This is a genomic window from Algoriphagus pacificus (assembly GCF_017254845.1).
Lineage (GTDB): Bacteria > Bacteroidota > Bacteroidia > Cytophagales > Cyclobacteriaceae > Algoriphagus > Algoriphagus pacificus.
The window spans coordinates 1,394,443-1,419,397 of the sequence record NZ_JAFKCU010000001.1; the positions used below are offsets into that span (position 1 = coordinate 1,394,443).

At 38.9% G+C, this 24,955-nt stretch carries 22 protein-coding genes; 16 read left to right on the forward strand and 6 right to left on the reverse strand.

Translation table 11 applies throughout. The annotated features are described in order from the left end of the window. Nucleotides 1-63 precede the first annotated feature (63 nt). Nucleotides 64-1,053, reverse strand: coding sequence for a tRNA dihydrouridine synthase DusB (gene dusB / locus J0A69_RS05990; protein WP_206585607.1), 990 nt, complete (start codon nt 1,051-1,053; stop codon nt 64-66). Nucleotides 1,054-1,091: 38 nt separating this feature from the next. Here dusB and J0A69_RS05995 point away from each other — a divergent pair, with 38 nt between their 5' ends. From J0A69_RS05995 to J0A69_RS06020, 6 genes are all read left to right on the forward strand, one after another. Continuing rightward, complete coding sequence (locus J0A69_RS05995; protein WP_206585608.1) at nt 1,092-2,036, forward strand: CPBP family intramembrane glutamic endopeptidase; 945 nt, start codon at nt 1,092-1,094, stop codon at nt 2,034-2,036. Further along, complete coding sequence (locus J0A69_RS06000; protein ID WP_206585609.1) at nt 2,020-2,226, forward strand: putative signal transducing protein; 207 nt, start codon at nt 2,020-2,022, stop codon at nt 2,224-2,226. Before J0A69_RS05995 ends, J0A69_RS06000 begins: the two co-directional genes overlap by 17 nt. Then, nucleotides 2,210-3,049, forward strand: coding sequence for a phosphatidate cytidylyltransferase (locus J0A69_RS06005; protein ID WP_206585610.1), 840 nt, complete (start codon nt 2,210-2,212; stop codon nt 3,047-3,049). The genes J0A69_RS06000 and J0A69_RS06005 overlap by 17 nt, the downstream gene beginning before the upstream one ends. A 70-nt stretch (nt 3,050-3,119) precedes the next feature. Beyond that, entirely contained in the window at nt 3,120-4,397 is a 1,278-nt protein-coding gene (locus J0A69_RS06010; RefSeq protein WP_206585611.1) for a Glu/Leu/Phe/Val family dehydrogenase, read from the forward strand. 73 nt (nt 4,398-4,470) lie between these two features. Beyond that, nucleotides 4,471-5,130, forward strand: a complete 660-nt coding sequence (locus J0A69_RS06015; protein ID WP_206585612.1) for a phosphatidylserine decarboxylase family protein — start codon at nt 4,471-4,473, stop codon at nt 5,128-5,130. A gap of 71 nt (nt 5,131-5,201) precedes the next feature. Beyond that, the gene (locus tag J0A69_RS06020) at nt 5,202-5,702 is read left to right on the forward strand and encodes a hypothetical protein (protein ID WP_206585613.1); all 501 of its coding nucleotides are present in this window, start codon (nt 5,202-5,204) and stop codon (nt 5,700-5,702) included. On the opposite strand, the gene J0A69_RS06025 is transcribed toward J0A69_RS06020, so the two are convergent. The 5 genes from J0A69_RS06025 to J0A69_RS06045 all read right to left on the reverse strand — a co-directional run bounded on the left by J0A69_RS06025 (nt 5,699) and on the right by J0A69_RS06045 (nt 9,137). Next, entirely contained in the window at nt 5,699-6,091 is a 393-nt protein-coding gene (locus J0A69_RS06025; RefSeq protein ID WP_236032666.1) for a Clp protease ClpB, read from the reverse strand. The genes J0A69_RS06020 and J0A69_RS06025 overlap by 4 nt on opposite strands. A 77-nt stretch (nt 6,092-6,168) precedes the next feature. Then, nucleotides 6,169-6,681 (reverse strand): hypothetical protein, encoded by a 513-nt coding sequence (locus tag J0A69_RS06030; RefSeq protein ID WP_206585615.1) that lies wholly within the window; start codon nt 6,679-6,681, stop codon nt 6,169-6,171. A 55-nt stretch (nt 6,682-6,736) separates the two neighbouring features. Further along, on the reverse strand, nt 6,737-7,420 hold the full coding sequence (mnmD, locus tag J0A69_RS06035; protein WP_206585616.1) for a tRNA (5-methylaminomethyl-2-thiouridine)(34)-methyltransferase MnmD: 684 nt from the start codon (nt 7,418-7,420) through the stop codon (nt 6,737-6,739). After that, entirely contained in the window at nt 7,417-7,899 is a 483-nt protein-coding gene (gene ispF, locus J0A69_RS06040) for a 2-C-methyl-D-erythritol 2,4-cyclodiphosphate synthase (protein ID WP_206585617.1), read from the reverse strand. Before ispF ends, mnmD begins: the two co-directional genes overlap by 4 nt. Next, nucleotides 7,896-9,137: a M16 family metallopeptidase gene (locus J0A69_RS06045; RefSeq protein WP_206585618.1), complete on the reverse strand. Its 1,242-nt coding sequence runs from the start codon at nt 9,135-9,137 to the stop codon at nt 7,896-7,898. Before J0A69_RS06045 ends, ispF begins: the two co-directional genes overlap by 4 nt. Nucleotides 9,138-9,340: 203 nt before the next feature. Between J0A69_RS06045 and bshC the strand changes: the two genes are divergently transcribed. From bshC to lpdA, 10 genes are all read left to right on the forward strand, one after another. Continuing rightward, nucleotides 9,341-10,900: a bacillithiol biosynthesis cysteine-adding enzyme BshC gene (gene bshC / locus J0A69_RS06050; protein ID WP_206585619.1), complete on the forward strand. Its 1,560-nt coding sequence runs from the start codon at nt 9,341-9,343 to the stop codon at nt 10,898-10,900. Then, nucleotides 10,897-11,469: a 5-formyltetrahydrofolate cyclo-ligase gene (locus J0A69_RS06055; RefSeq protein WP_206585620.1), complete on the forward strand. Its 573-nt coding sequence runs from the start codon at nt 10,897-10,899 to the stop codon at nt 11,467-11,469. The genes bshC and J0A69_RS06055 overlap by 4 nt, the downstream gene beginning before the upstream one ends. A gap of 27 nt (nt 11,470-11,496) precedes the next feature. Further along, nucleotides 11,497-11,994, forward strand: a complete 498-nt coding sequence (locus tag J0A69_RS06060; protein ID WP_206585621.1) for a hypothetical protein — start codon at nt 11,497-11,499, stop codon at nt 11,992-11,994. A 576-nt stretch (nt 11,995-12,570) separates the two neighbouring features. Next, nucleotides 12,571-15,768, forward strand: a complete 3,198-nt coding sequence (locus tag J0A69_RS06065) for a SusC/RagA family TonB-linked outer membrane protein (RefSeq protein WP_206585622.1) — start codon at nt 12,571-12,573, stop codon at nt 15,766-15,768. Between the two features lie 18 nt (nt 15,769-15,786). Continuing rightward, nucleotides 15,787-17,433, forward strand: a complete 1,647-nt coding sequence (locus J0A69_RS06070) for a SusD/RagB family nutrient-binding outer membrane lipoprotein (protein ID WP_206585623.1) — start codon at nt 15,787-15,789, stop codon at nt 17,431-17,433. Between the two features lie 19 nt (nt 17,434-17,452). Then, complete coding sequence (locus J0A69_RS06075) at nt 17,453-18,397, forward strand: hypothetical protein (RefSeq protein WP_206585624.1); 945 nt, start codon at nt 17,453-17,455, stop codon at nt 18,395-18,397. Between the two features lie 260 nt (nt 18,398-18,657). Next, nucleotides 18,658-21,450: a 2-oxoglutarate dehydrogenase E1 component gene (locus tag J0A69_RS06080; RefSeq protein ID WP_206585625.1), complete on the forward strand. Its 2,793-nt coding sequence runs from the start codon at nt 18,658-18,660 to the stop codon at nt 21,448-21,450. 67 nt (nt 21,451-21,517) lie between these two features. Then, on the forward strand, nt 21,518-23,053 hold the full coding sequence (gene odhB, locus J0A69_RS06085; RefSeq protein ID WP_206585626.1) for a 2-oxoglutarate dehydrogenase complex dihydrolipoyllysine-residue succinyltransferase: 1,536 nt from the start codon (nt 21,518-21,520) through the stop codon (nt 23,051-23,053). Between the two features lie 35 nt (nt 23,054-23,088). Continuing rightward, a complete protein-coding gene (locus J0A69_RS06090; protein ID WP_206585627.1) occupies nt 23,089-23,442 on the forward strand; it encodes a four helix bundle protein in 354 nt (117 codons plus the stop codon). Between the two features lie 78 nt (nt 23,443-23,520). Then, nucleotides 23,521-24,921, forward strand: a complete 1,401-nt coding sequence (lpdA, locus tag J0A69_RS06095) for a dihydrolipoyl dehydrogenase (protein WP_206585628.1) — start codon at nt 23,521-23,523, stop codon at nt 24,919-24,921. Nucleotides 24,922-24,955 lie beyond the last annotated feature (34 nt).

A 24,955-nucleotide genomic window follows, 5' to 3' on the forward strand; every position in this document is an offset into this window, starting at 1 on the left:
AGAAAATTTGTTCCAAAAAAAATCAAGGGCTGATATTTTTTTTCTATCAGCCCTCGGTTTGGTTTAAAATACATAGTCTGCATAGACTTCTGAGACTTGATCCAGCAATTGGCAGACATGCTCATAGCTTTCAGCCGTGACCATTTCCGTTCGGAATGTTTTGAAGTTTGGCATGCCTCTGAAATAATTGGTGTAATGCCTTCTCATTTCGAGAATTCCCTGTTTTTCACCTTTCCACTCTACAGAAAAGTCCAAATGCTTTTTGGTGACAGCGATTCTTTCTTCGAGATCCGGTGCCTCCAGTTTTTCACCAGTTGCCAAAAAATGTTTGATTTCATTGAAGATCCAAGGATAACCAATCGAAGCTCGACCGATCATCATTCCATCTACATTGTATTTGTTTTTGTATTCCAAAGCTTTCTCTGGGGAATCGATATCTCCATTTCCAAAAACAGGTATATGAAGTCTAGGATTTTCTTTCACAAGATTCAGATAACTCCAATCAGCCTCTCCCTTATACATCTGCTTTCTGGTACGGGCATGAATGCTGATCGCTTGGATTCCTACATCTTGAAGTCTTTCTGCCACTTCCACGATTCGAATGGTGTCATTATCCCATCCTAATCTGGTTTTTACGGTAACTGGGATTTTTACTGCCTTTACGATTTCTGCAGTCATAGACACCATTTTGTCGATGTCCAAAAGGATTCCAGCTCCGGCACCTTTGCAGGCAACCTTATTTACCGGGCAACCATAATTGATGTCCAAGATATCTGGTCCTGCCTCTTCAGCAATGGCTGCTGCCTCACGCATTGACTGGATCTCGTTTCCGAAAATCTGAATCCCGATTGGCTTTTCGTAATCGTAAATATCCAGTTTTTGGACACTTTTAGCTGCGTCTCGGATCAAGCCCTCAGAGCTGATAAACTCAGTGTACATCAAATCTGCTCCGTTCTGTTTGCAGACGGCTCTGAAAGGCGGATCACTCACGTCTTCCATCGGTGCTAACAGCAAGGGAAACTCCCCTAATTCCAACTTTCCTATCTTAACCACTTCTGTATTATAAATTTGCGCGTAAATTTACCTCAAATATGGAGATTTACGAAACGCACTCTGAAATAGCACAAAGAAAAAGCTGGCTTTTGTCCCTGATAGTCATTGTTTTAGTTGCTTTTGGAGTTTTAATATTACTTCAGGGGATTGCTTTAGCCCTCGTTCCGGTTCTATTTAATATTCCGATTGATGACCTTTTGGGACTGATTAATGGCAATTATGACGTTCCAAATGGGAGAATGGCCATGCTGTTTGTTCAAGGATTAGGATCCGGAATAGGTTTTTGGGTTGCTGCTTGGGTGATTACAACTTTTATCGAAAAAGCAAACCTGAAATGGGATGTTCAATTGTCCCGATTCAATTGGAAAGCCCTAGGCTTAGTTCTAGCCATTACGGTTGGAGGTATGTTGTTCAATTCCTTTTTGGTTTATTTTAATTCCAATCTGTCACTTCCGGAATTTATGTCGGGAATTGAAGCCTGGATGAAAGAAACCGAGGATCAGCTGATGGGGCTCACTAAATTTCTGACCGATTTCCAGACCATTCCTGAATTGATTACAGGGATTTTGGTGATTGGTGTCCTTGCGGGGATTGGAGAGGAAATGTTTTTTAGAGGTTTGGTTCAGGCAAAAATGCATCGTTATTTAAAATCCGGACATTGGGGTGTGTGGATGACAGCAATAATTTTTTCTGCGATCCACCTTCAGTTTTATGGTTTTTTGCCAAGAGTGTTTTTAGGAGCAATCTTTGGCTATATGTATCTCTATTCCGGAAGTTTGATCTATCCGATTCTTGCCCATATTTTCAATAATAGCTTCACGGTCATCATGGTTTATCTGTCTAACCAAGGGGTGATCGATTTCGATTTGGAATCTACAGACGATGTCTCATATGTTGCTTCCCTTACGGGTTTACTGGTTCTTCTTGCAGGAATCTATTACCTTAAGAAAATGAAAATACCGAAGCATGAACAATTGGATTAAAGTTTTTGAGAATGATATACAAATCAGAGCTGAGATAGTGAAGGGGGTTTTAGAGGAAAATGAAATCAATGCCGTCATTGTTAACAAAAAGGAAACAGTTTATCATGTCTTTGGGACCTATGAAGTGATGGTACAAAAGAAAGATATCCTTCGTGCCACCAACATAATCCAGAATGAGATCACGTTTTAATATCAATAATTACAGTAATCTAGGTCAACGTGCGATCACTGCTTTGGTGGGAGCCTTGATTGTGGTAGGAGGGAGTATTTACTCAGACTGGACCTATTTTATCATATTCGCCGTCATCCTTGGCTTTTCCCAAATGGAGTTTTATAAACTTTCCGGTTTGGACGGGATGTTGCCTTTGAAGAGTTTCGGAACCTTACTGGGGTTGATGATCTTCACCCTCACATTTTTGATCGAAAAAGAGCAGTTTCCGCATGAGTATTTATATCTCATGTTTCCTTTGGTCTCTCTCACATTCTTTATCAAGCTTTATAAGAAGACTGACAAAAAACCCTTTACTGGGGTTGCTTTTACCTATTTGGGGATTTTTTATGTTGCCGTTCCTTTTTCACTTTTAAACCTGGCTGTATTTTCTGTAGGGCAGATTTATCACTTCGAAATATTGATTGGTTGTCTTTTGATTCTTTGGGCTTGTGATACGGGAGCATATTTTGCCGGAACAAAGTTCGGCAAGACAAAGTTGTTTGAAAGGGTATCACCTAAAAAGTCCTGGGAGGGATTCCTAGGTGGGGCATTTTCAGCCATTGCAGTTGCATTTATTCTGGCTCGATATTTTCAGGTAATTGAGGATTGGAAGTGGCTGGTGATTGCAGGGATTATTATCATTGCCGGTACGTATGGGGATTTAATTGAGTCGCTTTTCAAGCGCTCGATCGAGATAAAAGACAGCGGGCATATTCTTCCAGGACATGGAGGTTTTATGGATCGTTTTGACGGATTGTTACTTTCCGCCCCATTTATCACTGCGTTTTTGAAAATATTCTAATTCCTGCGTACGTATACTGAAAAACTGGCTAATTTTGCATCGAATTTGATATTCTAAATAAAAACCCAATATGGCTTATATCGAACCGGCTCCGATAATGGATAAAGAAAATCCATTGGAGTCAATGATGGAGAGATTTAACATCGCCGCAGAGAAACTTGGTCTTTCAGATGAAGTTTATAGCGTATTAAAAAATCCCGCAAAACAAGTGATTGTTTCCCTTCCGATTACCATGGATAATGGAAAAATTCAGGTTTTCGAAGGAATCAGAGTAATTCATTCTAACATTCTTGGGCCTGCAAAAGGTGGGATCAGATTCGCGCCAGATGTGCATTTGGACGAAGTGAGAGCTTTAGCTGCATGGATGACTTGGAAATGTGCTGTAGTGGATATTCCATACGGTGGAGGAAAAGGCGGCGTACGCTGTAATCCAAGAGAAATGTCAAAAGGTGAAATCGAACGTCTCGTTCGGGCTTACACTTTGGCTATGATTGACGTCATCGGTCCGGATAAGGATATTCCAGCTCCTGACATGGGGACTGGTCCTCGTGAAATGGCTTGGATGATGGATGAGTATTCCAAAGCACATGGTATGACTGTCAACGCAGTGGTTACTGGAAAACCTTTGGTTTTGGGAGGTTCTCTGGGTAGAACAGAAGCAACTGGACGTGGCGTAATGGTTTCTGCTTTGGCAGCAATGCAAAAGCTGAAAATCAATCCATTTCAGGCAACATGTGCCGTTCAAGGTTTTGGTAACGTAGGTTCCTGGGCGGCTTTGCTTTTGGAAGAAAGAGGTTTGAAAATCGTTTCAGTATCTGATATTTCCGGTGCGTACTATAACAGTAATGGAATTAATATTCAGGACGCTGTTTCTTACCGAGATAATAACAATGGAACCTTGGAAGGCTTCAAAGGGGCTGAGAAACTATCAGATCCAGGAGAGTTATTGTTATTGGACGTGGATGTGCTAGTTCCTGCAGCAGTAGAAGACGTGATCACAATCCATAATGTTGATAAAATAAAAGCTAAGCTTATCGTAGAAGGGGCCAATGGACCTACTTCTGCAAAAGCTGATGCCATCATCAATGAAAAAGGAATTATGGCTGTCCCAGATATTTTGGCAAATGCCGGTGGGGTGACAGTTTCTTATTTCGAATGGGTACAAAATAGGCTGGGTTATAAGTGGACAGCAGATCGTGTAAATAGACGTTCTGATCGAATTATGAAAGATGCTTTTGATCATGTATATCAAGCCTCTCAGAAGTACGATGTGCCAATGAGAATTGCAGCTTATATCGTTGCAATTGATAAAGTGGCGAAGACTTACACTTACCGTGGAGGCTTCTAATATTTAATCAATCAATAGAATCGCTTATCTTTGAGGCGTGGACTAAAATCCACGCCTTTTATTTGACCCCGATATGACTATACACAGAGAAGGAAGAGTTTTGCTTTTTTGGATGATGATCATCCTCGTTGCATTGAATTACTTGCTTTATTATTTCCTGCCCGAGCAAAATTTATTGCTGAATATCAGTATGCTAGGAAGTATCATCATTTATTTATTGGTACTTCAGTTCTTTAGAAATCCGATTTTCCCTCTTCCCAATGAAGAAGGGATTGTATATGCCCCAGCGGATGGAAAAGTAGTGGTCATCGAAGAAGCTTTCGAAGATGAATATTTAAAAGAAAAAAGAACACAAGTTTCGATTTTCATGTCACCTGTGAATGTGCACGTAAACAGATCTCCCATCAAAGGAGTAGTAGATTTTTTTCAATACCACCCAGGTAAATATCTGGTGGCTTGGCATCCTAAGTCCAGTACGGAGAATGAAAGAACTACCATGGTATTACGAAATGAAAAAGGGACTCAGATCTTAGTCAGACAGATTGCTGGAGCTGTTGCCAGAAGAATCAAGTGGTATGTAAAACCGGGTTCTCAACTAGAGCAAGGAGGGGAGTTTGGCTTTATTAAATTCGGTTCCAGAGTGGATTTGTTTTTACCACTGGATGCAGAAATTTTAGTGGGGCTTGAGCAAAAAACTAAAGGAGCCAGGACACCAATTGCAAGGCTTAAATAATAATTGACTTAAGTGTCTGTAATGTTTCCAAAAATGACTGCGTTTTGGCTATGTCAACTAGAACAATCATTATGAAAACAGTTTTTACTTTTGTAGTTGCTCTTTTTTTATCGACTCTTGTTTCCTGCAGTGAGGAAGAGGAGCCTAGATCTCCTATAATCGGTACTTGGGAAGAGCGTAACTATTCTAGTTTTTCAGATATATGGTTTGTGAATAATTACAATTTTAAGAACGACAGTATTTTTAATCTTGTCGCAACAGTCAGAGAAACTGAAAATGGGGAGGATTTGGGTTATAGATATATAACGACGGGTAAGTACAGCGTAGAAGGAAATATTTTTCATTATTATTATTCTGATGCACTGATTTACTTTAAAGGTAGTAGTGAGACAATCTATGGTAAAAAGGAGGATTTAAAGCCAGGGATTATGGATTTCTTCAGAGTTCCAAAAGGCGAAATTACCTTTGCTGATGATTTCAGTAAATTTACTTTTCAAGAAAATTGCTGGCAGATGTCGGATAGTGAGGATTGCATGGAATTTCCATTACAAACCTTTATCAGGGTCGACTAAGCAGATTTTTTGCTTTTGTAAATCCAATATCCCAGTCCCAAAGTACTTAGGAAAAAAATTAACGATGTCCATTCGAAGGTTCTTCGGGTGGACATCATTTCTTCAATAGTTTTATCTCGTTCTGCCAAAGCTCTTTTAAGAGCTTGTACATCTTGTTCGAGGTTTAATGTGATGGCTTTGTAATCCTCTCCGGTTTGGGTTGCGACGGTGGTTTCAATATCTCCAATCATCCGAAGCTCATCCATGATCAAATTATCCTTTGCAAGAATTCTTTCCAGCCATTGATTGGTTTCAATCATGTCTTTTTTGGTGCGATTGCCAAAGATGCCTGATTTTTTACTTTCTGATCTTTTCCACTCAGCTGTTAAAGCATCTCGTTCTTGAACCATTTTTTCCAATTTGGCTTGGCCAGCCTCTGTAAATTGGTTTGGGAGAAAATTTAAGAATAGCAGAATTAATCCGAGTATCATTCTTTTTCAGAGTGAATAGGTATAAATGATAATATTTTTGGTCTTTCGAAAGACAATTTATCTTTGACAAAAAGCCAACCAAAAGTGATCATCCCTATAAAAAAGATCAAGGTTGCCAATTCAAATTTTCTCTTTTCGAGCAAAGAAGCCTGAGCTTCGTATCCCTTTTGGGCAAGTGCATTTTTGAGTTTTTGAATGTCTTGTTCCTGCGAAAGAGTGATTGACTTGTATTGCTCGTTTTCAGAAATCACGGAAGATTGTTCAATCTTATCATGAAGCTGAAGTTTCTTGATGATGGCATTGTCCTTTTCAATAATTCTCATCGCTAATTGATATTCTGCGCTTGGAGAAGATTTCATCGAAATGCCGAAAACAGTCGGTTCAGAATTGCTTTCCTGACGAAGCTGATAAAACAATCGCTGTCTTTCTTCTAAAAGATTATCAACAGGTGCTTGCGCAAACATTTTGATCGGAAGCATTAAAAGCCAAAAGAATAGTATCGTTTTCATGGTTGTGTCGGTTAGTTTGTCCACAATAAACCAAAGCACATTCCATTTTTCTATTCTACAGCTTCCAAGCTCTAGTCATTTCCTTTTTTCCTGGAGGGCCAGGTAAAGTTTCAACTTTCATTCCCAAGTCTTTGAGGTCCCGCTTCAATTTGCCCATGGCACAGTAGGTTGTGAAAATCCCGCCAGGGTTCATGGATTCAAAAACCTTCTCTAAAAGCGGTTTTTCCCATAATTCGGGCTGTTTGCTTGGCGCAAAGGCATCAAAAAACACCACATCACTTGGATATAATTGAACAACTTCCAAGGTGGTTTTTTCCTTTTTCATGTTGAAATATTCGGAAACTACCGTCCCTTGATTCCATTCTATTTTATGTAATCTGTTGAAATAAGGCTTGTAATGAAAAATCCCGTCATCCAGATCTCCGTAATTCAGTTGTGAATATATTTCCTCAGAAAGTGGAAAAGGTTCGATACTGTGATAAAGCACAGGGACTTGATTCTGCTCAGCCCACACCAAGGACAACCAGGCATTGAGCCCAGTTCCAAAACCGACTTCGAAAATCCGTAAAGGTCTTTTGTTTGGGTTATTGATTATCCAAGAATCCAATCCATACAGCATAAATACATGGATCGACTCTTTGAAAGCACCGTGGAAACTGTGATAGGTTTCCTTTAATCCTTCATGATATAATGAATGAGACCCATCCTCAGTGGTAATGATTTTTACTTGATCACTCATACCTTATATATTAATGCGACACAATATGCAGAAACTCCCTCTTCTCTTCCGACAAATCCCAACCATTCGGTGGTAGTGGCTTTAATAGAAATGGAGTCTTCTGAAATATTCATGACCTTAGCAAGACAAGCCTTCATTTCGGGGATATGAGGATTGACTTTCGGTAGCTGCAAGCAAATAGTTGTATCCAGATTTCCTATTTCATAACCAGCATCCCTGATGAGTTGCATGACTTCCGCCAATAAAATTTTGCTGTCGATTCCTTTATACTTGGGGTCTTTGTCGGAAAAATGGTAGCCGATATCTCTCATATTTGCGGCGCCAAGCAAAGCATCACAAATCACGTGAATCAAAACATCAGCATCGGAGTGGCCCACTGCCCCTTTTTCGTGAGCTAGTTTGATGCCTCCAAGCCAAAATTCATAATTAGGCTGAAGCTGATGAACATCATAGCCAAAACCTATTCTAAAAGCATTCATAAGGGTACCGATTGATAATGTAAAACAGATGACTTTTCCTCTTGTAAAAGGGTTTTGCCCCATAAGGATAATTCCTCTGCGTTGATTTTTGATTTATTATTAAACTCTTCCATATACAAATCCGGGCTTCCCAAATGAGCATAGTATGCTAAATTGAAAACCCGATTCAATAACTGGATTGATTCATAGGACTTCATGGCCTCTCCCTGATTTTTGATTTTTTGCATGGATTCCTGAGAGACGGTTTCGTTTAGGAATTTTGCGATTTCGGCATCTAATGCCGCTTCTGCCTCTGGAGAACTAACTCCAGATTCCATTTTACCCGAGAAAACCAGCAAGCCTGGATCCACCGAACCCAATACATAAGCTCCTACAGATGCGAAAAGTTTTCCTTTTTTGACCAGATTTTGTTCTAAAATGGATGACTTCCCAAATCCAAGCAAATCCGAAATCAAATCAGCTGCTTGATAGCCGGGTTCGATTTTCCCGGGCATTTTATAGGCTTTGTATAGTGCGTCAGTGGGGACATTGGCATGCACAGTTTTGACACGCTTTACCTCTTGCTCAGGTTCAATATGAATTGTAGACTTAGTGACTTTACTTGCTTCGATTGGGCCAAACCATTTTTTAGAGAGTTCTTCTATCTGCTTTTCTGTTACATTTCCTCCTACGACCAAAACAGCATTATCTGGACTATAATGATTTTGGTAAAAATCCCAGATATCAGCTTTTTGATAATCCTCGATATCTTTCAATTGCTGGCCGATGGTCGGCCATTTGTAGGGATGTTTGAGGAAAGCCAAATCCCTAAGATGATGAAAAACGTCACCATAAGGCTGGTTTAAGTAACGCTGTTTATATTCCTCAATCACCACTTTTCGCTGCGTTTCTATGGTCTTTTCGCTGAGAGTAAGTTGGAGCATTCTGTCAGACTCCAGCCAAAAAGCCGTTTCAAGATTACTTGCAGGTAAGGTGATATAATAATTAGTAATGTCTGGACTTGTAAATGCATTACAGGATCCACCTACTCTTTCGAGTTCACGGTCAAAAACAGGGACATTTTTTGAGCTTCCAAACATCAAGTGCTCAAAGAAATGAGCCAGTCCGGTTTTTCCAGGAGTTTCATTTCTAGAACCAACTTTGTACAGCAAGTTGAACACGGCAATTTTGCTGCTGTGATCCTCATGAACGATCACTTCCAGTCCATTTGATAAGAAAAATTGGTGGTAGGGTAGCATGTTATTTGGTGAACAAAGCTAAGCTTTTACTGTTTTAGGGTGAAACTGAATTTGGCTATCTCCGTTGGAAATGATAAAATAAGCTCGATTTATCTAAAGAAATGGCCATCTATTGAAGCTTTCAATTTTTTTTACAAAAAAAACCGAACTTTGGTTCAAGTCACTAAGTTAGCTTCCCAAAATATACTTCACCCTATCCAACCATGAAAAAACACAGCGTAGCCTTAGACAAAACAGGACAATTCTCAAATTTTTTTCTGGATTACCTGGAAGGCAAAGAGGAACTCCGCCCTTTTTACGCTCATTTACCAGCCTTGGATAGTTTTGAGGACGCGATCCATCTGAAGGAATTTTCACCCGAAAGAAGAAATCTATTGGTGGAAGCTTTGACAGATCAATACGCAGGAATAGAATTGCATGAAAAAGTAAGTTCTGCCATCCATTCTCTAAAAGACCCAAAGACTTTTACGGTTACTACTGGACATCAATTAAATCTGTTTACAGGTCCTCTTTATTTCATTTATAAAATCGTTTCCACGATTAATCTCGCAAAGAAGCTAACAGCTACATATCCTTCATATTCTTTTGTTCCGGTTTATTGGATGGCATCAGAAGATCATGATTTTGATGAGATTAATTATTTTAAAATGGACGGAAAGAAGTTCCAGTGGAATTCTTCGCAAACTGGAGCTGTGGGAAATTTTGAGTTGGATAAGAGCTTTAAAGAATTTCTAAAATCAGTGCCTTTTGCCGCGGATTTTTTCAAGGAAGCATACACCTCTTCTAAGACTTTGGCCGAAGCTGTCAGGAAGTATGTCAATCATTTATTTCAGGATGAAGGATTAGTCATTTTAGATGGAGACCATCCAGGATTGAAAAAATCATTTGAGGAAGTGATTCATTCTGATCTTTTTGAGCATAAGCCAAGTAAAGAAGCATCCAAGTCAACAAAAGCATTGGAAGATTTAGGCTATAAGGGTCAGATTTATCCTCGGGAGATTAATTTCTTCTATTTAAATAAAGGTATTCGGGAGCGAATCGAGAGAAATGGTGATGATTTCGCAGTATTGAATACGGATTTGCGGTTTTCAAAATCAGAAATGGAAGCTTTGGTCAAAGATCACCCTGAGCGTTTTAGCCCTAACGTCGTTTTGAGGCCTTTGTACCAAGAGATAATTTTACCAAACCTGGCCTATTTGGGAGGTCCTGCTGAGGTGGTTTACTGGCTTCAGTTAAAAGGAGTATTTGATTTATTTGAAACTCCTTTCCCTATACTACTTCCAAGAAACTTTGCCTTATTGATTGATCCACTTTGTCGTAAAAAAATCGATCAACTGGATTGGAGCAATGAGGATCTCTTCAGGGATCATATTTCCTGGAAAAAAGAGTTTGTTATAAAAGAGTCTAGTATTGATGTAGAACTGAGCAAACAGAAAGAGCTTGTTTCAGCAATTTTTGAAAAGAAAGGGGAGGAAGCAGCTCATTTAGAGAAAAGTCTTCAAGATGCATTTGAAGCTGGAAAAGTCCGCAGCTTAAAGATTTTGGATCAAATGAGCAGGAAATTGAGAAAGGCAGAGGAAAGAAGATTAGAGATCCAAATTAACAGGGCTGAAGCGATTCAAGATTTCATCAAGCCTAATGGATCTCCTCAGGAAAGAGTGGTCAATATGATGCAATTCTATCTTTCTAACCCAGATCTTATCGATAAGCTATTAGCATGTTTCGATCCTTTGGATTTTAGGATGATGGTTTTGGATCTATGAATTCAGAAAAGGATTTGCTGAGAAAAGCTTTTAAAGAAAAGCGTAAGGCCCTTTCAAGCGAAGAGCTTAATAAGGTTTCACTTCAAATAAGCGCTAGATTTCAGGAATGGATGTTGGATCATCCCGATTTAAATCATTTTCATATTTTTTTACCGATAGCACACCAATATGAGGTCAATACTTATTTGATTAAAGATTTTTTATTGCAACAAGGCAAATCGGTTTATACTTCTGTTGCTAGCGCAGATTCAATTGAAATGAAAACAGTCCTTATCGACAAGAATACTGAGTTTGAGCTTGACAAATGGAAGATTCCCATACCACTAAATCCAATTGAAGCAAAGGAAGATAATATCCAAGCAGTGTTAATTCCCTTATTGGTTTTTGATGAGGTAGGAAATCGAATTGGATTTGGGAAAGGCTATTACGATTTCTTTCTGTCCAAATTAAATCCATCTGTTTTGAAGATAGGATTGAGTTTGTTTGATCCTGTGGCTCATATTCCTTCAGAAAATCATGATATCCCACTTGATTATTGTTTTACTGGGGAAAAAGTTTTTACTTTTTAGTCCTAATTCAGTTCAATTCCATCCTTTATGAATAAGAAATCAATTTTAGCGATAAGTATTGTCGCCTTTATTTTTTGTATCAGCCCTGAAGCAAAAGCACAAATAGGGGCCTACAATACTACTGTTGGTATCAGAGGGGGAACAAGTGTGGGGGGGTCAGTTAAGCGATTTGTAACTGACCATGATGCTTTGGAATTGATGGTTTTTACCCGTTGGAAAGGCTGGGTAGGAAACTTGCTTTTCGAACATCATATGGATATTAGGGAATTTGAAGGATTGGAATGGTATTTAGGAGCTGGTGGGCATTATGGAGTTTGGAAAGTTGGGAAAAGTGAGCCACCATGGGTTTATAAAGCAACAGAAGACTATGCGGCATTTGGAGTCGATTTGATTGTCGGATTGGATTATAATATTGACCATTCCAACTGGTTTATCAGCTTGGATTGGAAACCTGCTTACAGTTTTCAAGACTTTACTGGTCTTTGGTGGGACGAAACAGCCTTCACTTTAAGATATTCATTCTAATTTTACGAATTAACCAGAATTTTAAACCGGTTTTTGAATTTTTGACAAAAAAAGGGTTGAAATGATGAATTTTTTAACCCTTAAAAATTGGTTTTGGTAATTTTTCCATTTTTTAAACATAAAAATATTGAATTAACAGAATTATATTTTATTATATTTTATTTTAATAGTAATAAATTCCAAAAACTGACAATAAACCCCCTCTAAATTCCAGAAAAATTTTTTTTACAAACATTAATTTTTTTTCTAAAACATAATTTTGAGCATTTCTCAAAATATTGTTCTGTAAATGTTAAAAAAATCGATAAAATCAGTTAAAATTTGTTAATAAAGGTATTGATACCAAATTATTACTGTTTTAGGCCATTAAAACAAATTATCTACCGCTGATTGATATTTTTACTGATAAATATAATATAAAACGAAAAAAATTTAATTAAAACATGTTTTATAAAATTGATGTGATAAAAATTATTTAAAATATGAATAAATAAAGTATTTGGGTGCTTGGGAGGCTATTTTGAAATTAAAATCAAATAAATTTTATTTACGCTTATCAACTAAACTAAATACCTTATGAGAAAAGCTTTACTCTTTGTTGTTGCGCTTTTCACCATGGCCCTCAGTTATGAGGTGTCGGCGCAACAACGGGTAATTACCGGTACGGTAATTTCCGAGGAAGACGGACTAGGTTTGCCGGGTGCAACCGTCCTCGTGAAGGGTACAACAGTGGGTACTACCACCGATCTGGATGGTAATTATTCCATTAATGTTCCTGCGGGTTCCGATGTTTTGATTTTCTCTTTTGTAGGATTAAAATCTGCAGAAGAGGCAATCGGCAATCGGACCATTATTAATGTAACCCTGACAACTGACGCTGCTCAGCTATCTGAAGTGGTAGTAACAGCGATCGGTATCGAAAGGGAGAAAAAAGCCTTAGGTTACGCTGTTACCACTGTGGGTGACGAGCAACTTGAGAATCGTCCTGAGCAAGACGTTGCCCGCGTATTGCAAGGTAAAGTACCAGGTGTAAACATTACATCTACTAACGGTATGTCTGGTTCAGGTACTAACATGGTAATCAGAGGTTATTCTTCTGCTACTGGATCTAACCAGCCTTTATTCGTAGTGGATGGTGTTCCATTCAACACAAGTACTAACAATACAAATGGTTTCACCACTGGTGGTGCAACTACTTCCTCTCGTTTCTTGGATATCGATCCAAACAACATCGAGAGCATGTCTGTATTGAAAGGTCTATCTGCAACAGTTCTTTATGGTGACCAAGGAAGAAATGGTGTAATCTTGATTACTACCAAATCCGGTGCATCTAAAAGAAGAGCAGCTGAAGTTACTATCAACCAATCTGTATTCTCTAATACGGCAGCTTCTTTGCCTACTTATGGTACGACTTATGGTAATGGTTTCCAGCAGGCTCCAGGTTTCTTCTTCTCTAACTTCGGTCCAAGACTTGATGAAGGGAGAACTGTAAATCACCCTTATGCATCTTCATCTGTTGCCGCTGTTAGAGAGGCTTTCCCTGAGTTCTGGGTAGATGGTATCGTAGGAGGCACACCAATTCAATATGAATACAAGTCATATGCTGATCCATCTGAAGTTTTCTTCAGAACAGGTTTGGTAAGTAATACTTCAGTTCAAATTGCTGGTGGATCAGATAAGACTGGTTTCAATGCTAGTTTTGGTTACACTGATGATGAAGGATTTACTCCTGGAAACGAATTGAAGAAATACAACTTTGGTTTGGGTGTTAACTCTGCAGTTTCTGATAAATTCTCAATCAATTCTTCTTTCACTTTTGCGATTACAGACCTTGAGTCTCCTCCAGTGAATGCTGCATTTGGTTCAGGACCTTCTGGTGGTGTTCCATCTGCTTTTGCTCACGTATTGTATACTCCAAGATCTGTAGATTTAGGAGGCTTACCTTTTGAACATCCTGTTACTAAGCAGTCTGTTTACTATAGAGGTGGTAACGATATTGTTAACCCATTGTGGTTAGTGAAATATTACCAAAATACTTCTGATGTAAAGCGTTTCTTTAACTCTACTTCTTTGGTTTATGATGTATCTGATAACTTCTCTGTTACTTACAGAATTGGTTTAGATACATACACTGAAATCCAAGAGAAGAGATATAATAGAGGAGCTGGTTCAGGTAGTGCAGCAATTCAGTCAGGTTTATATTCTACTGCAAACATTGTAAACACAATCTGGAATCAAGATTTGATCTTGAACTGGAAAAAGGAATTCTCTGAGAAATTCGGTATGAGTGCATTATTGGGAGGAAACTCTAGATATGACACTTTCAACAGAACTGGTATTGAATCACAAAATCAATTGGCATTTGGTTTATTTAACCATGATAACTTCACAAGTTCATCTTCAGGAGGTCTTAACTTCATCCAGGAGGAAAGAAGAATGGGTATTTATGCCAACTTGACATTTGATTATTCTAATTATTTGTATTTGAACGTTTCAGCCAGAAATGACTGGACCTCTACCGTAGAAAAAGAAAATAGAAGAATCCTTTATCCAGGAGCATCTATCTCTTTCATTCCAAGCACAGCATTTGATTGGAATTCATCTACAATCAATGACTTGAAATTGAGATTGGGTTACGGTACTTCTGCGGGTTTCCCTAGCCCTTACAGAACTAGAAATATTTTGGCACAAGATCCTCAAGCGTTTTTAAGAGGTGGTCAATTGACTCAAACTCACTCTGTAAGTAATAGATTGGGTAACCCTAACTTGAAGCCAGAGCTTCAGGAAGAATTGGAATTCGGTGTTGAAGGTGTCATGTTCAATAATAAATTGAGATTTGATCTTTCTCTTTATGAGAAAAATACAAATGACTTGATTACTTCAGCTCCTATTGATCCATCTACTGGATTTACATCTACAGATATCAACGTTGGTAAGATCAGAACTAGAGGTATTGAATTTCAGGCAACTGTAACTCCTATTTCTACTGCTTCTGGATTTACTTGGAATTCTACAATCAACTGGTCTATGTATAGATCTGTTACTGTGGAATTAGGTGATGGTTTGGAAGAAATTGTTGTTGCAGGTTTTACTACACTAGGTAACTTCGCTATTCCAGGTGAGCCTTTCAACGTAATTAAAGGTATCGGATTTGCGAGAGATGAGCAGACAGGTGAGCCAATCGTGCTTTCTGATGGTATCTACAAAGCTGATCCAGATTTGAAAATCCTTGGTGATCCAAATCCAAGATGGAATGGTTCATGGATTAACACATTCACATTCAAAGGATTCACTTTAAATGCAATGATGGAGTACAGACATAAAGGAGCAGTTTTCTCCAATACTGTAACTGCGACATTGGCTAGAGGTGTAACGAAAGATCCGGTTGCGGATAGAGAACTTACATTCATTATGCCAGGTGTTAAAGAAGATGGAACACCAAATGACATTCAGATTACTGCATCTGATTATTTCTTCTCTGGTTATCAAGGAAGAACTGATGAGCCAAACGTATTTGATGGTTCTATGATTCGTCTTCGTGAATTGTCTTTAGGATATGAATTGCCTACTAGCTTGATGGCTAAAACTCCTTTCAAAAGAGCTTCCATCGCAGTTAGCGGTAGCAACTTGTGGTTCAAAGCATTGAACTTCCCTCCAAACATGAACTATGATGTAGACGTGTTGGGAACTGGTGTTGGTAACGGTCTTGGTTTCGACTTTGTAACTGGACCTAGCTCTAGAAGATTTGGTGGAACTGTAACTCTTGCATTCTAATCCCAAAACTGAAACAAAATGAAAAAATATATTTATAGTTTGTTGTGTGCAGCAACCATGTTATTTGCTTCATCTTGCGACTTAGATTTGCTTGATAACCCAAATGCAGTAACTGCATCAACAGCTTCTCCAGATTTCCTTTTAAATAGGATACAACTTGATTATAGCGGTTTCTACCAAGGAATTTCTAACACTGGAATGTCTTTGACTAGAATTGTCAACCAAGGTAGTGCACAGTATGAAAGTGCTTATACACCTGCTTCTACTAATGGTTGGTGGTCAAATTCTTATGCAAATATTCTTGCAGATATTGCTTTCCTCGAGCCGTTGGCTGAAGAAGGTAACTTGCAAAGACACCTTGGTATCGCTAAAACAATTAAAGCGATGGTACTATTCCATTTAGTGGATGTATTTGGCGATGTGCCTTATTCTGAAGCATTGGATGCGTCTAATTTTAACCCTACATTAGATCCAGGCCTATCCATTTATCAGGCAGCAGCTGCTGCTCTTGATGAAGCAAAAGCTCATTTCACTGCTTCTGGAAGCTCAGGTACTCCTAATGATTATTATTATGGAAGAAACTATACGAAGTGGGTTAAATTAGTCAATACTTTAAAGCTAAGATATTTTCTAAACTTGAGATTGACTGATGAAGCAGGTGCAAAAGCTGGTATTTCAGCCTTAGTTTCTGAAAATAACATGCTGAAAGCAGGAGATGATTTCGTCTTCAGATTTGGTACGTCTACTGCAAACCCAGATTCTAGACATCCAAATTTTGCTGGATCTTATACTTCTGGTGGAGGTACTTACCATTCTACATACTACATGTGGCATATGACTGAAGCTAAAGGATTTGATGATCCAAGAGCTAGATTCTACTGGTATCGTCAGGTTTTGGTGAATTCCACAAACGTAGATGAAATCGAGTGTATCGGTCAAATTGCTCCTCCTCATTACCTAGCAGGTGGATTTATCTACTGTCTTCCTGGTCAAAGAGGATATTGGGGTAGAGATCACTTAGATCCAGACGGAGTTCCACCTGATGGTTTGAAAAGAACTATGTGGGGTATTTATCCTGTAGGTGGTAGATTTGATGATAATTCTGCTAGTCCAACAAACAACCCTTCATTGGGAGCTCAAGGAGAAGGTCTTTATCCAATTATGTTGGCAGCTTATGTTGACTTTATGCTAGCAGAATCTGCTTTGGAAATTGATGGAAATACTGCTGCTGCAAAAACATACATGCTTTCTGGAATCCAGAAACACATGGATTATGTTACAGGGTATGCCTTGGCTTCTAGAGAAGCAGGCGCTATCAATTCTTTCTTTGATAAGCAGGATACTACTCTTGAAGAAGATATCGCAGCATACATTGCTTTTGTAGGCGCTGAATACGATAATGCTCCAAACAAGATGTATATCATTGGTAGAGAATATTGGTTGTCTTTATTTGGTAATGGTGTTGAATCATACAACCTATATAGAAGAACTGGTCAGCCTGAAAAGATGCAACCTGGATTAGAACAGAATGCTGGTATGTTCCCACGTTCATTCTTGTATCCAAACGTGTACATGGTTACTAATACAAATGCTAGTCAAAAATCAGGACTTGATGCGCAAGTGTTCTGGGATAACAATCCTGCAGGTAACGCTTGGGTTTACTAACCAAAAAATTTGAGATAATATGAAAATGTTAAAATATACTTTTGGTTTACTGGCTGGTGCCTTAGTGTTCCTAAGCTCTTGTAGAGACTTCGTAGAACCGAATATTCCTTACAGTGAATTCGATACTGCGGCATACTTGAGAACCATTGCTAGAACCAGTACCACTTTCAACTACTTTAATTTAAGTGGTTCGAAATTCGCCCTTACCCTCGAGGCCGTGGATATTGAGGATGGAGCTACAGTTGAAACTGTAGAAATTAAGGTGCAACACAGGAGATTGATTCCTGGTGTTGGGTTGGAGTTTACTCCATCTGCTCCAGTTTTAGTTAGAACTTTGACGCAAGCTGACTTTGCACCAAATGATCAATCTAGATTCTTGAGAACTTCTTTTGAAATCACTGCAACAGAAGCACTTGCTGCTGTTGGTCTATCTCCTTCCGATATTGAAGGTGGTGACGTATTTGAATTCAGCTTAATCCTGAATGATAAATTCGGTAGATCTTTCAATAGAGAAAATGTTTCAGGTAACGTAGCTGGTGCGCCATTCTATGCATCTCCATTCCAGTACTTTGTAAATGTTGTTTGTCCTTCTGATTTGGGAGGTACATATAACTTTACAGCTACTAATATGGATTCAATTTATGGGGATTGTCCTGGTACCATTTCCGGTACCACTACTTTCACTCCAGTAGCAAGTGCTCCTGGTGCATACCGTGTAACTGATGGAACTTTTGGATTCTGGGATTGCTACGGTGATTCTTGGGGATCTGGAAACGTTAGAATCAACGATGCATGTGGAAGATTGACAATGACTGGTGCAGATAAATATGGAGCAAGTTATTCAATGACTGTTGTAAGCAGTTCTCCTGAAAAATTAGTATTTGTTTGGTTGAATTCTGATGGAGAAACTGGAGAAGTTACATTGATGGCTCAAGATGGTAAGCCATTGCCAGATTTGAGATAATTCATCTTAATAAAAATATTAAAGCAGCGTCACAATTGACGCTGCTTTTTTTTGTTTTTACATTTTTTGTATTGTCAATTTAAGATCGTCATAAAGTGTATTTGTACTGAGGTTACAAACACTTACGTATTCTTCTAGTTTCTTCTTCAGACTTCTTCCAATTATTGTTTTGAGATGAATTAAATATTTGGAAAAGCAAATAAGCAATTTTTTAATGTCGAATATACCCTTTAGTTTTGTCGAGATCTCAATAACCCATTATGGATAAATTTTCATTTATTGCTAACGCTCATGTTTCTTATATAGATGAGCTCTATGCTTCTTATAAAAGCGACCCTACTTCAATTGATTCCAGCTGGAAAGAGTTTTTCGATGGTTTCGATTTTGCACTTACTAACTATGATGTAGAAGGAACAGAAACTGCTCCTTCTGCAAATGGAAAACCTGCTCCTAAAAATGGTGCCTTGGCAACTCCCGGAACCATCATGGATATGGAACAATTGCCAAAAGAAATTAAAGTTCGGGCTTTGATTCATGCGCATAGATCAAGAGCACATCTTAGATCTAAGACTAATCCTGTTCGTGAGAGAAGAGATAGAAAAGCTTTAATCGATCCTGAATATTTCGGTCTTGGGCCGGAGGATATGAGCACCGAGTTCCAAGCTGGAAATGAAATCGGAATTGGAAAAGCAAAATTATCCACGATCATAGATGCACTAAAGACCATCTATGAAGGTCCAATGGGCTTTGAATACCTCTACATTCGAGATCCTGAAATGTTGGATTGGTTTAAAACCAAAGTCGAAAAAGAAGCTTTGGCTTTCAATCCTTCTGTAGATGAAAAGAAAAGGATTCTTTTCAAACTCAATCAAGCGGTTGTTTTTGAAAACTTCCTTCATACAAAATACCTAGGTCAAAAAAGATTCTCCCTTGAAGGCGGTGAGAGTTCTATTGCATTTTTAGATGCTGTTATCAATACTTCTGCAACTCTTGGAGTAAAAGAGGTGATGATTGGTATGGCTCACAGAGGCCGTCTGAACGTTTTGGCTAATATCATGGGTAAAACCTACGAACAGATTTTTTCTGAATTTGAAGGTACAGCTAAGCCAGACTTAACAATGGGGGATGGGGATGTGAAGTATCATATGGGTTACTCCAGTGATATCATTACCCCTGATGAAAAGAAAGTTCATTTGAAACTTGCTCCTAACCCATCTCACCTTGAGGCGGTAAATCCAGTAGTAGAAGGGTTTATTAGAGCAAAAATCGATTCTGAGCATAAAGGAGATAAGACCAAAGCTTTGCCTATTTTGATTCACGGAGATGCTGCTGTCGCTGGACAGGGTATTGTATATGAAGTGACTCAAATGGCTGACTTAAAAGGATATAATACAGGAGGGACAATCCACTTTGTGATCAACAATCAAGTAGGTTTTACAACTGATTTTGATGACGCCCGATCTTCAATTTACTGTACAGATGTAGCAAAAATTATTGATGCTCCAGTTATTCACGTGAATGGAGATAATGCTGAAGCTGTTGTTTTTGCGGCAAAACTTGCAGCAGAATTTAGACAAAAATTCAGCAGAGACATTTTTGTGGACATGGTATGCTATAGACGTCATGGTCACAATGAATCTGATGAACCAAAATTCACGCAGCCTGAACTTTACAATTTGATCTCAAAGCATCCAAATCCTAGAGAAATCTATATTAAGAGATTGACCGAAAGAGGAGATATCGATGCCAAAATAGCGAAGCAGATGGATGAGGAATTCCGCCAATTGCTTCAGGATCGTCTTAATATGGTGAAAGAAAAACCTTTGCCATACCAAGCTACCAAATTTGAAGAGGAATGGGGCAGTCTTCGTCGTTCCAAGCCTGAAGATTTTGATAGCTCTCCAGAAACAGGTATTGATGAGGCAACCATTAAGGTTGTTGCCGATGCTTTGACTACTATTCCAAAGGGATTTAAGCCAATCAAGCAGATTGAGGCTCAGATGAAGCAGAGGAAGGATATGTTCTTCCAGTCTAAGGAACTGAACTGGGCGGCAGCTGAATTACTGGCTTATGGATCTCTATTGACTGAAGGAAAATCTGTTCGTTTAACTGGTCAGGATGTTCAAAGAGGTACATTCTCTCATAGACATGCTGTTTTGCATGATGCCAATAGCAATCAGCCTTATAACTCTCTATTGGAAATGAAAGAAAGAAAAGGTCTTTTCCAGATCTACAATTCTTTGCTTTCGGAATATGCGGTTTTAGGTTTTGAATACGGTTATGGAATGGCAAACCCGAATTCTTTAACAATTTGGGAAGCACAGTTTGGTGACTTTGCCAATGGTGCCCAAACAATGATTGACCAGTTTATTTCTTCTGGTGAATCTAAGTGGCAGCGAATGAATGGTTTGGTAATGTTGCTTCCTCATGGATATGAAGGACAGGGACCTGAGCACTCTAATGCAAGGCCTGAAAGATTTTTACAGCTTGCTGCTGAATATAATATGGTGATTGCCAATATCACAGAGCCGTCTAACTTCTTCCACATGCTGAGAAGACAATTGGCATGGGAGTTTAGAAAACCATGCGTGGTGATGTCTCCTAAGTCTCTTTTGAGACATCCTAAAGTAGTTTCTCCTCTTTCAGAATTTACCTCTGGGTCTTTCAAAGAAGTGATAGGAGATACGACTGTTGCTGCTAAAGAAGTAAAAAGAGTAGTGCTTTGCTCAGGAAAAATCTACTATGATTTGGAAGAGGTTAGGGAGAAAGAGAAAGTGAAGGATGTCGCAATAATAAGAATTGAGCAGCTTCACCCACTTCCTAAGAAGCAGATTTTAGAGGTTCTTGCATCTTATAAAGGTGCTGAGATTGTCTGGGTACAAGAAGAACCAGAAAACATGGGATATTGGAATTACATGTTGAGACTCTTGTACAAAGAGTTACCAATGGACTTGATCGCTAGAAAATCATCTGCTTCTCCAGCAACAGGTTATAATAAGGTTCATGTCGAAGAACAGAAAACCATTGTAGCAAAAGCCCTAAAAATTAAATAATCCAAAATAATCATATCAATTTGTTCCAACTCTCACTGCCTGCAGTAAGGGTTAAAAAGAAAAACTCATGAGCAAAGAAATTATAGTGCCTGCAGTAGGTGAATCAATAACAGAAGTTACCGTAGGGCAATGGTTTAAAAATGATGGAGACCTGGTACAAATGGACGAAGTCCTTTGTGAGCTGGAATCTGATAAAGCCACTTTTGAGCTGCCTGCTGAGGCTACAGGAATATTAAAAATTAAAGCCCAGGCTGGTGACACCCTAGAAATTGGAGCAGTGATTTGCAGCATTGAAGAGGAAGGTTCAGCTTCAACTTCAGGTTCTGAACCTGCTTCTGCACCTGCAGAAAAGCCTGCTGCAAAAGCTAGCTCAGGTTCATCTGCCACAGGTGAAGTGAAAGAAATGATTGTCCCAACTGTAGGAGAGTCCATCACAGAGGTTACGCTTGCCAACTGGTTGAAAGCAGATGGCGATTACGTTGCTTTGGATGAAATCATCGCAGAAGTGGATTCCGATAAAGCTACTTTTGAATTGCCAGCAGAGGCTTCTGGTATTCTTCGACATGTTGCTAAAGAAGGAGATGTCCTTGAAATTGGAGGATTGATCTGTAAAATTGAAGTGACTGAAGGTGAGCCTGCAGCAGCTTCTTCAGATTCATCATCCGCACCTGCATCATCTGCAGCTTCAGGAAATACTAATTATGCTACAGGCCATGCTTCTCCAGCAGCGTCCAAAATTTTGGCAGAAAAAGGAGTTTCTCCGGAGTCTGTAAAAGGCACAGGAAAAGACGGTAGAATAACAAAAGAAGATGCACAAAGTGCGCAAAAACCTGCTGCTAGCCCCGCTCCAGCAAAATCTGAAGCAAAACCAGCTGCAGAAGCGCCAGCACCATCCTTTGGTTCAAGAAATGAAAGAAGAGAAAAAATGTCTTCTCTTCGTAAAACAGTAGCTAAGAGATTGGTTTCCGTGAAAAATGAAACGGCGATGTTGACCACATTTAATGAGGTGAATATGAAGCCGATCATGGATTTGAGATCCAAGTTCAAAGAGCAGTTTAAAGAGAAGCATGGAGTTGGACTTGGCTTTATGTCTTTCTTTACCAAAGCTGTTTGTGTAGCTCTTCAGGAATGGCCTGCGGTAAACGCAAAAATCGATGGAAACGAAATGGTATTTAATGACTATTGTGACATTTCAATTGCTGTTTCTGCGCCAAAAGGTCTAGTCGTTCCTGTAATCAGAAATGCTGAAAACATGAGCTTTGATCAGATCGAAAAGGAAGTAGTGAGATTGGCAGGAAAAGCGAGAGACAATAAACTTTCTATTGAGGAAATGACTGGTGGTACGTTTACAATTACCAATGGTGGTGTCTTTGGTTCAATGATGTCCACACCTATCATCAACGCTCCTCAGTCTGCTATTTTGGGGATGCACAATATCGTGCAAAGACCAATGGCTGTAAATGGCGAAGTGAAAATCCTTCCTATGATGTATGTGGCTCTTTCTTATGACCATAGAATCATCGACGGCCGTGAGTCCGTGAGCTTCTTGGTGAGAGTAAAAGAACTGCTTGAAGATCCGACAAGATTGTTGTTTGGGGTATAAAATGGTATATGGTATCTAGAATTTAGTATTTGGAAATGGGGCGTCATAGATATGAGGATTTAGAGGTTTATAAAAAGTCTGTAGATCTTGCTGTTGAAGTCAGTTTAAGGACGCGTAAATATCCTGATTTTGAGAAGTTCTCCTTAGTGACCCAAACAAACCGAGCAGTATACTCAATATCAAATAATATTGCAGAAGGGGCTGGGAGAGGCGGAAATCCTGAATTCAGAAATTTTCTATATTATTCATTAGGTTCTTTAAATGAAGTTGAAAATGAGCTTTTGTTAGCTTTGAGGTTAGCGTATCTAGAGGAAATTGAATATCAAGGTTTCAAAAGCAGAACAGAAATAATAAAAAAAATGCTTATTAATCTAATTAAGGCACTCTAAATACTAAATACCAAATACTGTTTCTTTGTTTTATTGCAAGGAATACAATTTGAACTTTTCATAGAAAAATATTCGAAAATGAATTATGATGTAACAGTTATCGGTTCTGGTCCTGGAGGGTATGTAGCAGCGATTCGTTGCGCCCAGCTAGGCATGAAAACCGCATTAGTTGAAAAATACCCCACTCTTGGTGGTACTTGTTTGAATGTAGGATGTATTCCTTCCAAAGCACTTTTGGATTCTTCTGAGCATTATCATAATGCTGCTCACACTTTTGAGACTCATGGTATCAACTTGAGTAATCTAAAAGTGAATTTGAAGCAGATGATCACTCGTAAAAACGACGTTGTAAAACAAAATACAGATGGGATTCAATACCTGATGAAAAAGAACAAAATTGATGTTCTTCAGGGTGTGGGTTCTTTTGTAAATGCTACCACCGTAAAAGTGACTAAAGAAGATGGATCCGCTTCTGAAATCGAAACCAAAAATGTAATCATAGCTACCGGCTCTAAGCCTTCTTCCCTTCCATTTATCAAATTGGATAAGGATCGTGTGATTACATCAACAGAAGCTTTAAACTTGAAAGAGATTCCAAAGCATTTGGTAGTTATCGGAGGTGGAGTGATCGGCCTAGAATTAGGCTCTGTCTATGCCCGATTGGGTGCCAAAGTTTCTGTGATTGAATTCATGGATTCCTTGATTCCTACCATGGACCGCACCATGGGCAAAGAGCTTCAAAAGTCATTGAAGAAATTAGGCTTTGAGTTTTTCTTGAAACACAAAGTGACTTCTGTGGAGAAGAAAGGTAAAGAAGTTACAGTGAAAGCTGAAAATACGAAAGGTGAAACAGTAGAAGTGAAGGGCGATTATGTCTTAGTTTCTATTGGCAGAAGACCTTATACAGATGGTTTGAATGCTGAAGCCGCAGGAGTGAAACTTACTGACAGAGGACAAATTGAAGTCAATGATCACTTGCAGACGAATGTATCAAACATCTATGCAATAGGTGATGTGGTGAAAGGCGCAATGTTAGCCCATAAAGCGGAAGAAGAAGGTGTTTTCGTTGCTGAGACTTTGGCTGGACAGAAGCCACATATCAATTATAACCTGATTCCAGGTGTTGTGTATACTTGGCCAGAGGTTGCAGCAGTAGGATATACTGAGGAGCAATTGAAAGAAAAAGGCATCAAGTACAAAGCTGGTAAATTCCCATTTATGGCTTCTGGCAGAGCAAGGGCTTCTATGGATACAGATGGTTTGGTTAAGGTTTTAGCAGATGCTGAGACAGACGAAATCCTAGGTGTACACATGATTGGGCCTAGAACAGCTGATATGATCGCAGAAGCTGTAGTGGCAATGGAATACAGAGCCTCCGCTGAAGATATCGCAAGAATGTCTCATGCCCATCCAACCTATACGGAAGCATTTAAAGAAGCATGTTTAGCTGCTACAGACAATAGAGCATTGCATGTTTAAAGCTTAAATAATAAGAAACGAAAGCCACTCAAAT